At 69.6% G+C, this 12658-nt stretch carries 13 protein-coding genes; 6 read left to right on the forward strand and 7 right to left on the reverse strand.

From position 1 onward, the window contains the following. Nucleotides 1–30: 30 nt before the first annotated feature. Nucleotides 31–423, reverse strand: coding sequence for a winged helix-turn-helix transcriptional regulator (locus tag ACH4YL_RS15105; RefSeq protein ID WP_398507744.1), 393 nt, complete (start codon nucleotides 421–423; stop codon nucleotides 31–33). Nucleotides 424–515: 92 nt separating this feature from the next. Here ACH4YL_RS15105 and ACH4YL_RS15110 point away from each other — a divergent pair, with 92 nt between their 5' ends. From ACH4YL_RS15110 to ACH4YL_RS15120, 3 genes are all read left to right on the forward strand, one after another. Further along, on the forward strand, nucleotides 516–1370 hold the full coding sequence (locus ACH4YL_RS15110) for an SDR family oxidoreductase (RefSeq protein ID WP_398507745.1): 855 nt from the start codon (nucleotides 516–518) through the stop codon (nucleotides 1368–1370). 101 nt (nucleotides 1371–1471) lie between these two features. After that, on the forward strand, nucleotides 1472–2431 hold the full coding sequence (gene rarD, locus ACH4YL_RS15115; RefSeq protein WP_398507746.1) for an EamA family transporter RarD: 960 nt from the start codon (nucleotides 1472–1474) through the stop codon (nucleotides 2429–2431). Between the two features lie 72 nt (nucleotides 2432–2503). Beyond that, the gene (locus ACH4YL_RS15120) at nucleotides 2504–3268 is read left to right on the forward strand and encodes a hypothetical protein (RefSeq protein WP_398507747.1); all 765 of its coding nucleotides are present in this window, start codon (nucleotides 2504–2506) and stop codon (nucleotides 3266–3268) included. 27 nt (nucleotides 3269–3295) lie between these two features. Here ACH4YL_RS15120 and ACH4YL_RS15125 read toward each other — a convergent pair whose 3' ends face one another. Beyond that, nucleotides 3296–4714 (reverse strand): MFS transporter, encoded by a 1419-nt coding sequence (locus tag ACH4YL_RS15125; RefSeq protein ID WP_398507886.1) that lies wholly within the window; start codon nucleotides 4712–4714, stop codon nucleotides 3296–3298. Nucleotides 4715–4851: 137 nt separating this feature from the next. On the opposite strand from ACH4YL_RS15125, the gene ACH4YL_RS15130 reads away from it, so the two are divergent. Continuing rightward, complete coding sequence (locus ACH4YL_RS15130; protein ID WP_398507748.1) at nucleotides 4852–5346, forward strand: winged helix-turn-helix transcriptional regulator; 495 nt, start codon at nucleotides 4852–4854, stop codon at nucleotides 5344–5346. A 77-nt stretch (nucleotides 5347–5423) separates the two neighbouring features. Here ACH4YL_RS15130 and ACH4YL_RS15135 read toward each other — a convergent pair whose 3' ends face one another. Further along, complete coding sequence (locus ACH4YL_RS15135) at nucleotides 5424–6029, reverse strand: CGNR zinc finger domain-containing protein (protein ID WP_398507749.1); 606 nt, start codon at nucleotides 6027–6029, stop codon at nucleotides 5424–5426. A 21-nt stretch (nucleotides 6030–6050) separates the two neighbouring features. On the opposite strand from ACH4YL_RS15135, the gene ACH4YL_RS15140 reads away from it, so the two are divergent. Together ACH4YL_RS15140 and ACH4YL_RS15145 are read left to right on the forward strand one after the other, a co-directional pair. Continuing rightward, entirely contained in the window at nucleotides 6051–6500 is a 450-nt protein-coding gene (locus ACH4YL_RS15140; RefSeq protein ID WP_398507750.1) for a VOC family protein, read from the forward strand. Between the two features lie 226 nt (nucleotides 6501–6726). Next, nucleotides 6727–8028 carry a M28 family metallopeptidase gene (locus ACH4YL_RS15145; RefSeq protein ID WP_398507751.1) on the forward strand — a complete coding sequence of 434 codons (1302 nt, stop codon included), beginning with the start codon at nucleotides 6727–6729 and terminating at the stop codon, nucleotides 8026–8028. 82 nt (nucleotides 8029–8110) lie between these two features. Here the strand turns inward: ACH4YL_RS15145 and ACH4YL_RS15150 are convergent, their stop codons facing one another. From ACH4YL_RS15150 to ACH4YL_RS15165, 4 genes are all read right to left on the reverse strand, one after another. Next, nucleotides 8111–9043, reverse strand: coding sequence for an ABC transporter permease (locus ACH4YL_RS15150; protein ID WP_398507752.1), 933 nt, complete (start codon nucleotides 9041–9043; stop codon nucleotides 8111–8113). Beyond that, nucleotides 9030–9977 (reverse strand): ABC transporter ATP-binding protein, encoded by a 948-nt coding sequence (locus tag ACH4YL_RS15155; RefSeq protein ID WP_398507753.1) that lies wholly within the window; start codon nucleotides 9975–9977, stop codon nucleotides 9030–9032. Before ACH4YL_RS15155 ends, ACH4YL_RS15150 begins: the two co-directional genes overlap by 14 nt. 82 nt (nucleotides 9978–10059) lie before the next feature. Then, entirely contained in the window at nucleotides 10060–11325 is a 1266-nt protein-coding gene (locus ACH4YL_RS15160) for an outer membrane lipoprotein carrier protein LolA (protein ID WP_398507754.1), read from the reverse strand. A gap of 200 nt (nucleotides 11326–11525) precedes the next feature. Next, entirely contained in the window at nucleotides 11526–12539 is a 1014-nt protein-coding gene (locus ACH4YL_RS15165; protein ID WP_398507755.1) for a CHRD domain-containing protein, read from the reverse strand. Nucleotides 12540–12658 lie beyond the last annotated feature (119 nt).

Genomic DNA, 12658 nt, shown 5'->3' on the forward strand with positions numbered 1-12658 from the left:
GCCCTCGGCCAACCCACCAACAGGCCTCATCTATCCGGCAGTTCGGGCTTTCTCCTCGTCGTACGAGGCGCGCGCGGCGACGACCTCGTCCACCCGCTTCTCCGTCCAGCGGGCCAGCGCCCACACCTGCTCGCCGGCCTCCTTGCCGAGCTCGGTGAGCGAGTAGTCGACGCGCGGCGGGATCACCGGCTTGGCGTCGCGGTGCACAAAGCCGTCGCGCTCCAGCGTCTGGAGGGTCTGCGCGAGCATTTTCTCGCTGACGCCGCCGACCTCGCGGCGCAGCTCGCTGAAGCGGTACGAGCGGTCCAGCAGCGCGGCGAGCACCAGCACACCCCAGCGGCTGGTGACGTGCTCGAGGATCAGGCGGGAGGGACACATCGGCTCATTGACGTCCGGCCCTCGTAGATTCTTGCTTACGGCCATGCCAGTACCTTACTTCAAAGTGGGTACTTTCCACTAGTTAGTGCACGCCGTAGGGTGAGCTCCGGAAACGCTTCAAAGAGGAGAAATCACCCATGAGCATTGTTGTCACCGGAGCCACTGGAGCTCTCGGCCGCCTCGTCGTCGAAGAGCTGCTCACCACCGTCCCGGCGGACCGGATCGCCGCCGTCGTCCGCAGCAAGGAGAAGGCCGCGGACCTCGCCGCGCGCGGTGTCGAGGTGCGCGTCGCCGACTACGACCGGCCCGAGACGCTCGCCGGGGCCTTCCGGGCCGGTGACCGCGTGCTGATGATCTCCGGCAGCGAGGTCGGCAAGCGGGTGCAGCAGCACACCGCCGTGATCGATGCCGCGAAGGCGGCGGGCGTCGCGCAGCTCGCGTACACGGGCGTGCTCGGCGGTCCCGACGCCGACTTCCTGCTGGCCGGCGAGCACAAGGCCACCGAGCAGCTGATCCTGGACTCCGGGCTGCCGTACACCCTGCTGCGCAACGGCTGGTACACCGAGAACTACACCGAGAACCTCGCGCCCGTGCTCGAGCACAACGCCGTCGTGGCCAGCGCCGGCGACGGCCGGGTCGCCTCGGCCGCCCGTGCCGACTACGCGGCGGCCGCAGCCGCCGTACTGACCGGAGACGGCCACCTGAACCGCGCGTACGAGCTGAGCGGCGACGTCGCCTGGTCCTTGGAGGAGTACGCCGCCGAGCTCTCCCGGCAGACCGGCCGGGCCATCGCGTACAACAACGTCCCGGCCGAGGCGCATCTGGAGATCCTGTCCGGCGCCGGGCTGCCCGGGCCGTTCGCCGAGATCCTCGTCGACGTCGACGCGGCGGTCCAGCGGGGCCTGCTGGCCCGGCAGACCGGCGACCTGGCGCGGCTGGCCGGGCGTCCGACGACTCCGCTCGCCGAATCGGTCGCCGCGGCGCTCGCCTGACGCTCCACAGCCGTCATGACCGTATGGCGATACGGGCATGACAGCCCGGCCCTGTGGCGCGTACCTTCGTCGAGGTGACGCGCGCGGGGCTGGGAGGGTCAGTGAAGCCGGAGGGCGAACAGCGGGCAGGACTGCTGTACGGGATCGGGGCCTACGGGATGTGGGGCCTGGTCCCGCTTTTCTGGCCGTTGCTGAAGCCGTCCGGAGCGGCGGAGATCCTCGCCCACCGGATGGTCTGGTCGCTGGCCGTCGTCGGCATCGCGCTGGTGGCCCTGAGACGCTGGGGCTGGATACGCGAACTGCTGCGCCGGCCGCGCAAGCTCGGGCTGATCACCGTCGCCGCCACGGTCATCACCGTCAACTGGGGCCTCTACATCTGGGCCGTGAACTCCGGCCATGTCGTCGAGGCCTCGCTCGGCTACTTCATCAACCCGCTGGTCACCATCGCCATGGGCGTACTGCTGCTCAAGGAGCGGCTGCGGCCCGCGCAGTGGGCGGCGGTCGCCATCGGCTTCGCGGCGGTGCTGGTGCTGGCGATCGGGTACGGCCGGCCTCCGTGGATCTCGCTCACGCTCGCCTTCTCCTTCGCGACCTACGGACTGGTCAAGAAGAAGGTCAACATCGGCGGCCTCGAGTCGCTGGCGGCGGAGACCGCGATCCAGTTCCTGCCGGCGCTCGGCTTTCTGCTCTGGCTGGGCGCGGACGGCACTCTGACCTTCGGCGCGCACGGCGCGGGACACGCGGCGCTGCTCGCCGCGACCGGCGTCGTCACCGCGGCGCCCCTGGTCTGCTTCGGAGCGGCCGCGATCCGGGTGCCGCTGTCCACGCTGGGGCTGCTGCAGTATCTGGCTCCGGTCTGCCAGTTCCTGCTGGGCATCTGGTACTTCCACGAGTCGATGCCTGCGGAGCGGTGGGCCGGGTTCGGCCTGGTGTGGCTGGCGCTGACCTGCCTGACGTGGGATGCGCTGAGGACGGCGCGGCGGACGAGGGCGGAGGCGGTACGGCTTGCCGGTGCGGGAGCTGTGGCGCGGCAGCCGTTGCCCGTTGAGTCCTCCGGCTGATTCGGGACCCGAACGGCCCAGGTCCGGGCCTGGGCGCAGGTCCGGCCGCCGGACCGGTGCTACGACCGAAGCATGTCGCGTCCCCTGCCCCAGCCTCTCGCCCTGTCGGTGGACTTCGGCCAGGGCTTCACCGACGCATGGTCGGCGGTGGCCCGGTTCGTACCGAAGCTGCTGGCGTTTCTGGTCATCCTGCTCATCGGCTGGCTGGTGGCGAAACTGCTGGCGCGGTTCGCGGACCGGCTGCTGCGGAAGGCGGGCTTCGACAAGCTCGCGGAGCGGAGCGGGGTCGCTCACGCGCTGAAGGACTCGCCGTACGACGCGACCGGGATCATCGTCAAGATCCTCTACTACGGGATCCTGCTGGTCGTTCTGCAGCTGGGCTTCGGGGTGTTCGGGCCGAACCCGGTCAGCGCGATGATCGCCGACGTCGTCGGCTGGCTAGCGAAGGCGATCGTGGCGTGTGTGATCGTGGTGGTGGCGCTGGCGATCGCCCGTGCGGTCCGCGACATCGTCGCCTCGGCGCTGGGCGAAGCGCCGTACGCGAAGGTCGTGTCCACGGTGGTCTGGGCGTCCATCGTCACCCTCGGCGTGATCGCGGCGCTGGGCCAGGCGGAGATCGCGACAACGGTGACGGGCCCGCTGCTCACGGCGGCGCTGGCGGCGATCGCGGGGATCCTGATCGTGGGGGTGGGCGGGGGCCTGATCCACCCGATGCGCGACCGCTGGGAACGCTGGCTGTCCTCGGCGGAACGCGCCACCGCCCGAGGCCCCGCGCGCCCCACCCGCCCTGCGCGCCCGGTGGACCTCGAAGCCCCGGAGAACATCGACCCGATGTGAGGGTCAAGGCTCTCCGGAGTTCGGGACCTAGTGCGTGCCGGCCGCAGGCGCCTGGGACTCCGCTCGCTCCGGGGACCCGCGGTGAGGAGTCCGGCGGACGCCTGTCAGCGTGATCGCCGTGCCGAGTACCACCATCAGCACCGGCACTCCCAGCGCCCACCGGAACGCCTCCAGCGTGGACGCCGGGTCCGTCCCCGACCGGGCCAGGCCGTACACCGCCGTCACCGCCGAGATCCCCACCGCGGCGCCGAACTGCGTCGACGTGTGCAGCAGTCCGCCCGCCAGGCCCTGTTCCTCCGCGGCTATGCCGTCCGTCGCGGCGATCGTCAGCGGGCCGTACGCCAGGGCGAACGCCACGCCTGTCAGGACGAGCGTCGGCAGCATCGACGCGTACGTCCAGTCCAGGCCGACCGGAAGGAACAGCGCGTACGACACGGTCGCCAGCAGGAACCCGCCGAGGATGACCCGCGCGTTGCCGAAGCGGTTCACCAGGCGCGGGGTGAGCGTCGGGGCCAGCACCGCGTCGGAGCCGACGATCAGCAGTGCCAGCGCGGTCTCCAGCGAGGACCAGCCGCGCAGTTCCTGGAGGTAGAGCGTCACCACGAACTGGAAGCCCATGAACGAGCCCACGAACAGCAGCGCCCCCAGGTCCGCCCGCACCATCGACGTGCGGCGCAGGATTCCCAGCCGGACCAGCGGCGACGCGGAGCGGCGTTCGATCACCGTGAACAGGGCCACCAGCAGCAGCCCGCCGGCGCCCGCCGCCACCGTCGTGCCCCAGCCCTCCGGCCCGTGCTCCAGGCGCACGATTGCGTAGGCCAGCAGCAGCATCGCTCCCGCGGCCGTCGCCGCGCCCGCCAGGTCGAAGCCGCCCTTGCGGACCGGGGGCTTCTCGGACGGGATGAGGCGTACGGCCGCCAGCAGGATCACGCCGGCCAGCAGCACCGGCGCGAAGAAGACCCAGCGCCAGCCGAGTTGGGTGAGCAGTCCGCCGATGACCAGGCCGAGCGAGAAGCCGCCGGCCGCGGTTCCGGCGAAGACGAGCAGCGCCTTGTTGCGCTGCGGGCCCTCCTCGTACGAGGTGGTGATGATCGACATCGCGGCCGGTGTCATGAACGCCGCCGAGACCCCGGTGACAAAGCGCGCCACGATCAGCATCCAGCCCTCGTCGGCGAAGCCTCCGAGTCCGGAGAAGACCAGGAAGACGGTGAGCCAGGCGAGAAACATCCGGCGGCGGCCGAGGAGGTCGGCCGCGCGGCCGCCGAGCAGCGTGAAGCCGGCGTAGCCGAGTACGTAGGCGCTGATCACCCAGGCCGCTGTGCCGGTCGACAGGCCGAGGTCGGATCTGATCGAGGGCACGGCCACGGCGAGCATGGCCACGTCGATGCCCTCCAGGAAGATCGTGCCGCAGAGGACCAGGAGAAGGGCCCAGGCCTTGGCGGACATCGCCATGGACGCGGGCGATCCGGAGGAAGGCACGGCTGAAGACATGGAGGACTCCGTAGAAGAGGAATAGGCGGTTACTGATCGGGTGGCCAGTTCTCTCTTGTAACCGACTCGATCCTCCGGCAGCATGGCTTGACATGGAAGAAGGCACTTCGAAGTCACCGAGTCACTGCCGAGTGACCGGCCCCGCCGACTCCGGAGACCCGGGCCCCTTCCAATGGGACACCCGCGAGGACTGCGAGGTCCGGCAGATCCTCGACCGCGTCGCCGACAAGTGGTCGCTGCTGGTCATCGCTCTGCTCGAGAGCCGTGTGCTGCGCTTCACCGAGCTGCGGCGCGAGATCGACGGCATCAGCCAGCGCATGCTGACGGTCACGCTGCGCCAGCTGGAGCGCGACGGGCTCGTGAAGCGCACCGTGCATCCGGTCGTCCCGCCGCGCGTCGAGTACGAGCTGACTCCGCTCGGCGGCACGCTGCACACCACCATCCGCGCACTGGTCACCTGGACCGAGGAGCACCAGCGCGAGATCGCGGCGGCGCGGGCGACCTACGACGCCCGCACGGCAGAGGCAGAGGTCGAGGTGGAGAGAGAGGTGGAGACAGAGGTGCCCGAGACCTCAGGCCGCCTCTAGCGTCTTCACGACCTCGGGCAACGGCAGGGTCCTGGACACGCCGATCTCCCAGCCGGCGTCCTGGGTCAGACCTGCGGTCATCCGTCTTCTCCCTCGCTCTGACGGGCCCGGTGCGCCCGGACTTTGCTGCGGTTTCCGCAGTTCTCCATGACGCACCAGCGACGGCGGCCGGGTCGTGAGGTGTCGACGAAGAGCAAGGAGCAGTTGTGCCCGCCGCATTGGCGGATCCGGTCGGCGTACGGCCCGGTGAACAGCTCCACCGCGTCGCGGGCCACCGCCGACAGCAGCTGTGTGCCGGTGACCCCGGCGGCCCATGCGAGCCGCCCGTCCGCCGTGAACCGCGGGACCGGCGGGGCCTCGGCCGCGGCCGCGTTGACCACGTCGAGGTCGGCGACACGCGCGGCGCGACCGAACACCCGGCCCTCGGCCAGCGCCCACAGCGCATCCCTGAGCGCGCGGGCCGCGGCCACCTCCGCGTCCACGACGACCGGCTCGACACCGGTGGGCAGCCGGCTCTCGCCGAACCATCGCACCAGGTCGGCGGTGGTGTGCAGGACCTCCCAGCGTGCGTACTCGCCAGGGCCGCCGGTCGGCAGCAGTTCAAGGCAGAGCGCGCCGGGGTCGAAACGATAGGGACGGCCCTCCCTCGTGTGCAGGGTCAGTCCTCTTGCAGCCTCGCTCATGTAACCACTATAACTGGTTTCATGACCACGCACTGGAAGCTTGTCGTCGATACGTCCGACCCGCTGGCACAGGCCGACTTCTGGGCAGCGGCCCTCGGTTACGAGACCGAGGACCACAGCGCCCTCATCGAGCGCCTGCGGGGGTACGGGCAACTGCCGGACGACTCCACGGTCCAGTGGCACGGCCGGGACGCCTGGCGCGATTACGCCGCCGTCCGTCATCCGGACGACCCCTTCGACAAGGAGACCGGCATGGGCCAGGGTCGCCGGCTGCTGTTCCAGCGCGTCCCGGAGCCCAAGACGGCCAAGAACCGGCTGCACTTGGATCTGCATGTGGGTCCGGAGCGCCGCGAGGCAGAGGTGGCGCGACTGGAGGGGCTGGGGGCGACGGTCCTGTACCAGCAGGATCAGCCGATGGGCCGCTGGACGACGATGGCCGACCCGGAGGGCAATGAGTTCTGCGTGCAGTGAGTTCTGCGTGCAGTGAGCGCGGTGTGACGCGGAATGAGCGATCGGGACATCGCTCGTCCGTTATCTGAACACCGCTGACCGGTTTCCGCCCTTGACGGTGGGTCAAAGAATCGCTGAACTCTCAGCACGCACTCAGCTTCACGACTTCACACAGCTTCACGCACAGCGCTCCATGCACACCCGCACGTTCCGTCATGTCCCCGAACGGAATCCGGGAGCCCCCCACATGAAGCTCTACAGACACGTCGCCGCGACCGCGGTCCTGGCCATCGCCGGGCTGCTCGCCTCCGCGGCACCCGCGGCGACTGCGGCACCGACACCCGTACTCGCCGCCCCCGACATACCCCTCGCCAACGTCAAGGCGCATCTCACCCAACTCCAGTCGATCGCCACCGCCAACGGCGGCAACCGCGCCCACGGCCGAGCCGGCTACAAGGCGTCCGTCGACTATGTGAAGGCCAAGCTCGACGCGGCCGGATTCACCACCTCCGTCCAGCAGTTCACCACCAGCGGCGCAACCGGCTACAACCTGATAGCCGACTGGCCCGGCGGAGACGCCAACCAGACCGTGATGGCCGGCGCGCATCTCGACTCGGTGTCCTCCGGCGCCGGGATCAACGACAACGGCTCCGGCTCGGCCGCCGTCCTGGAGACCGCGCTCGCCGTCTCCCGCGCGCAGCTCCAGCCGACGAAGCATCTGCGGTTCGGCTGGTGGGGCGCGGAGGAGCTGGGCCTGGTCGGGTCGAAGTACTACGTCAACAACCTGCCCGCCGCGGAGCGTTCGAAGATCTCCGGCTATCTCAACTTCGACATGATCGGCTCCCCGAACCCCGGCTACTTCGTCTACGACGACGACCCGGCGATCGAGAAGACCCTCAAGGACTACTTCGCGGGCATCGGCGTCGCCACCGAGATCGAGACCGAGGGCGACGGCCGCTCCGACCACGCCTCGTTCAAGAACGTGGGCATAGCGGTCGGCGGCCTGTTCACCGGCGCGAGCCGTACGAAGTCCAGCGCCCAGGCCCAGAAGTGGGGCGGCACGGCGGGCCAGGCCTTCGACCGCTGCTACCACTCCTCCTGCGACAACACCTCGAACATCAACGACACCGCGCTGGACCGCAACAGCGACGCCATCGCCCACGCCATCTGGACCCTGTCCACCGAACCGACCACTCCGCCGGGTGACTTCTACGAGAACACCGCCGACGTCGCCATCCCGGACAACGGCACCGCCGTCACCTCCAGCGTGTCCGTCACGGGCCGCACCGGAAACGCCCCGGCGACCCTCAAGGCCTCCGTGGACATCAAGCACACCTGGCGCGGCGATCTGGTACTCGACCTGGTCGCACCGGACGGAACGACGTACCGGCTGAAGAACTCCAGCGGCAACGACTCGGCGGACAACGTCATCGCCACGTACACCGTGGACGCGTCCAGCGAGGCGGCGAACGGGGCGTGGAAGCTGCGCGTCCAGGACGTCGCGGCGCAGGACACCGGCTACATCGACAGCTGGAAACTCACCTTCTGAGCCCCACGACCGCCACCCCCCACCGACTGCATGCGCGTGCACTCACCGCACGCGCATGCAGTCACGCCTATGCCGCGATGTCCTACGCAGTGATGTCCTTCGTCGTGAACCTCGCCCACGCCGCCGACCCGAACACCGCCGCGTACACCGCCTGCAGCCCGAGGTTCTTCTGCACCTCGTCCCAGTAGACCGGCTCCCGCATGAGGTCCGCGAAGGACAGCCAGTAGTGCGGGAAGAGATACGGCTGGATCGCGTGCAACTGCGGGATCGTGTCGAGGATCTGCGCCGTGATCAGCAGGCCGATCGTCGTCGCCATCGCCGCGATACCGCTGCCGGTGAGCGTGGAGACGAACAGGCCCAGCGCCGCCATGCCGGTCAGCGAGGCCGCCACGACCACCGCGATCAGCGCGGCCCGCAGCAGCCCGTCGCCGAACGAGATCGTGGTTCCGGAGATGGTCGTGACCTCGCCGAGCGGGAAGAACAGCGCTCCCACGGCGAGCGCCGACGCCGCCACGACCAGGGTCGCGACCAGGCAGAAGGCGCAGATCGTGGCGTACTTGGCGAGCAGCAGCCGAGTGCGTCCGGCGGGTGCGACGAGCAGATAGCGCAGCGTCCCTGCGTTCGCCTCGCCCGCGATGGAGTCGCCCGCGATGACGCCGATCGCCATCGGGAGGAAGACGGGCAGCGTCGCGGCGAGTGCGGCGAAGACCAGGAACAGGCCGTTGTTGGTGATCTGCGTGATGAAGGCGGGGCCTTCGCCACCCGGGCCGCCGGCCGATCCGCCGTTGCCCGTCTCGATCCTCACGGCGATGCCGATCAGTACGGGCACGGCGGCCAGCACACCGAGCAGTGCGAGCGTGCGCCAGCGGCGCAGCGTGGTGACCAGCTCGGAGCGGAAGAGGCCGAGCGTCCACAGCGGACTCGTCCCGCGGCCCGCTTCGCCCGTCCCCATCACCTCGCCGGAGGCCGTCCCGGTCGGGTCCACTCCGGCCGAAGCCGTATCAGCCTGCGACATCGAAGCCCTCCCCGGTCAGCGCCACGAACGCGTCCTCGAGCGAGGCACGCTCGACGCCGAATCCCCGTACCCGTACGCCCGCCCGGACCAGCGCGGCGTTGACCTCGGCGAGGTCCTTGGCGGGCGGCTCGCCGGTGACCCGGTCGTCGGCGACCGTCACATCGGCCACTCCCTGCTCCTTGAGGATCCGCGCGGCATCGCCGGTGTCGGGCGTGACGACGGCCAGCCGTCCCCGCGCGTTCGCCGCCAGATCGGCCACCGGACCCTGTGTCAGCAGCCGTCCCTGCGCCATCACCGCGGCATGCGTGCAGACCTGCTCGATCTCGTCGAGCAGATGCGAGGAGAGAAACACGGTGGTGCCGTCCGCGGCCAACTCCCGTACCAGTGAACGGATTTCCCGCATGCCCTGCGGGTCGAGGCCATTGGTGGGCTCGTCGAGCACCAGCAGTCTGCGCGGTTGCAGCAGAGCGGAGGCGAGCCCGAGCCGCTGCTTCATGCCCAGTGAGTACGCCTTGGCCTTCTTGCCCGCCGCCGAGGTCAGCCCGACCCGGTCCAGCGCGGCGGCCACCCGCGCCTTGCGGGTTCGGGGGTCGGCGCTCGGGTCGGCGGAGTCGTAGCGCAGCAGGTTGTCCCGTCCGCTCAGGAACCCGTACAGCGCGGGCCCTTCGATCAGCGTCCCCACGTGCGGCAGTACGGAGCGCACGGCGCGCGGCATCGGCCTGCCGAGGACCGTCGCGCTGCCCGCCGTCGGCTCGATGAGGCCCATCAGCATGCGGATGGTGGTGGTCTTGCCGGACCCGTTGGGCCCGAGGAATCCGAAGACGCTGCCGCCGGGCACGGCGAGATCGAGTCCGTCGACGGCGAGCTGGCCGCCGCGGTAGCGCTTGGTGAGCCCGCGCGTTTGGATGACGGCTGTCTCGCTCACGGCTGTCATGCCTGGCACCGTTGCCTCGTTTCCTCGCGTCAGCACTCCGCCCCACCGTACGTCGCGTACGGCGGGGCGGAGCAGAAGAGCGTTACTTGCCTTCGTTCGCGGCCTTCACCAGCGCGTCCTTGGTGACGGCGCCGACGTAGACCGTGCCGTCGTCCGTCATCAGGGCGTTCACCAGGCGGGTCTTGAAGACCGTGCCCGAGCCGAAGTCGCCCTTGACCGGGTCGCCGAGCGCGTCCAGGAAGTTCTGGGCCTCCGGCGGGACGTCGCCGTCCTTGGGCGCCTTGACGTCCGAACCGGCCGGGGACTCGAACTTGGCGATGGCGTTCCAGCCCTCGCCGATGACGTTCAGACCCTCGAAGTCCTCGGGGCCGCCGAAGTCCTCGCCCTTGAACTCGCCGCCCTTGAACTCCTCCTTGAACTTCTCGTGGCCCTTCGCCCCGTTCCCCTTCTCCAGCTCGTCGGCCTCGGTCACCTTCGCGCCCTTGGGCACGGTGAACTCGAAGGTCGACGCGGCGGGCTTGGAGAAGTCGACCTTGGTGAAGCCGACGTCGATCGCGGCCTTGCCGCCGCTGCTCGGGGTGAGCGTGAACTTGAGCGGAGTGCCGTTCTCGGCGTCCACCGCGACCTTGATCGAGCCGATCGTCGAGCCGCTCTGCTTGGGCTTGATGACCAGCTGGTACGCGTCCCGTCCGGCGACCTGTGCGGTGCCGCCGACCGTGATCGACGTGGTGTCGTCCGCCGCCTTCAGCGCCTCGTCGGCGAACTCCTTCGGCGTCTGCGGAAGGTCCTCGCCCGGGGCCTTGCTCTCCTTGCCGGAGTCCTTGCCCGCGTCGGCGTCCTTGGCGTGGAATACCTCGTTCGAGGCGCTGTCGTACGCCCAGACCTCGTCGCCGTTGTGGATGAGGCTGTACTCGGCCTTGTCCTCGAGGATCGACACCTTGGTCTTCTCGGGACCGTCGGCGGCGACCCGCAGCGTGTGCGAGCCGGAGGCGAGCTCCATCAGCTTGCTCTCGGGTGCCGCGGAGGAGCCTTCGCCGCCGCCCGCGCCGCCCTTGGGCACGAAGGACTCGGCAAGGCCGCCGAAGTCCGGGAGGCCGAGATCCGTCTTGATCTTGACCGTGCCCGAGAGCTGCTGGGTCTCGGACGCGGCGATCTTCTCGATGAGCTTCTGCGCCGTGATGTCCGGCAGATCGGGGTCACCGGAGGCGGCGAGCGCCGGGACGAGCCCGATGGTCGCCGCCGCCACGCCGGCCACCGCGACCGGGACGATGTAGCGCGCGGCCTTGCGGCGGCCCGCTGCGAGGTCCTTGGCCTCTTCGGTGGTCTCTGCGCTGTCGTTCGGTGCCATGGTGTGCCCTACCTCCGTGGTTGGTCCGTGGTGCTTCAATCTGACCAAATCGGCGTGAGGAAGGCGTCAGTCCGCGGGAGCAACTTCGCGTACTGCTCTGGGATGACAGAAAGCCGCGGCGCCTCCCCCATCCAGTAGGGGATGCGCCGCGGCTGTTGCGTGCAAGGCCGGATCAGGCCATCACTTCTGATGAAGACCCGTCACTTCTTGATGAAGACGTAGTCCGCTCCGTACGGGACACCGGCGATCGTGCCCTGCTCGCAGCTGCCGGCCGGGGCGACGCCGCCCACCGTGTTCAGCCGGAAGATCTCCTGGGTCCCGGCGAACAGGCCCCGCTTCTTGCCGGACTGAGTGGCCTGCAGATCCAGCTCGGGAATGTTCTTCTCGCCGTTCGCCACCTTGCTGATCAGCTTGCCGGTGACGGCGCTGCGGTCGGGTGCGATCCACTGCGGCGTACCGGAGTTGGGGGCGATGAAGGAGTGGGCGATGGCGCCGCCGAGCACGGCGCGCACGTCGCGCTGCTGGAAGGAGAACGTGCCGTCGTCGCCCTTCTTGCACTCGTAGATCTGCTTGCCCTTGATGACCGAGGCCTGGACGTTGCTCAGCGCCCGGTCGAACCGGAAGGAGTTGGTCACCTTGTGGAACTGGCCGCGGACGGCGCCGCCCGGGAACTCGGCCGTGTGCAGATTGGCGTAGAACCCGTTCGGGTCCTTCTTGAAGGCGTCCAGTACGGCCGCGTCCTTGACCGTGACGGTGCCGGTGACCGCGCCGGTCCAGCCCTTGCTCTTGGTCTTGCCCTTGGTGAGCACCTCGCCGAAGTCGACCTTGATGCCTCCGTTGGCCCCCTTCGCGCCCTGGTGGATGTGGAGGGCGGTCGGCTTGTCGACGCCGCGGAACTTCACGGCGACCGAGACCTTGTCCCCGTCGACCTTCACAAATTCGAGCGCTGCGCCGTCGCGGTCACCGACGGCGGGCCCGCCCTGCACCGGAACCTCATTGGCACCCCGGAGGCTGGCGACGAACAGTGCGGCGTCGCCGTCCGTACCGCTGCCACCGCCGCTCTGCACGCCGATGCTCGCGCCGCTGTTCCCGTGGCCCGTGTGCCCGGCGGAGCTGTTGCCGTCGGCGGCGAAGGCCGGAAGGACGGCGAACGCGACGCCGGCCGCGGCGGCGACAGCGGTGGTGCCGACAAGGATGGTCTTGGTCCGCTTCATCAGGAAATCTCCCCGTACCGATGCCAACGCCCCGTGCGTCGGCTTCCGGGCATGGGTACGGAGTGGATCCGAGGTTAGACTCAATCCAACAGTGTGACCTGGGTCACATAGGCATGCGC

This window comes from Streptomyces sp. NPDC020681 (genome assembly GCF_044334895.1).
In the GTDB taxonomy this organism is placed as follows: Bacteria; Actinomycetota; Actinomycetes; order Streptomycetales; family Streptomycetaceae; genus Streptomyces.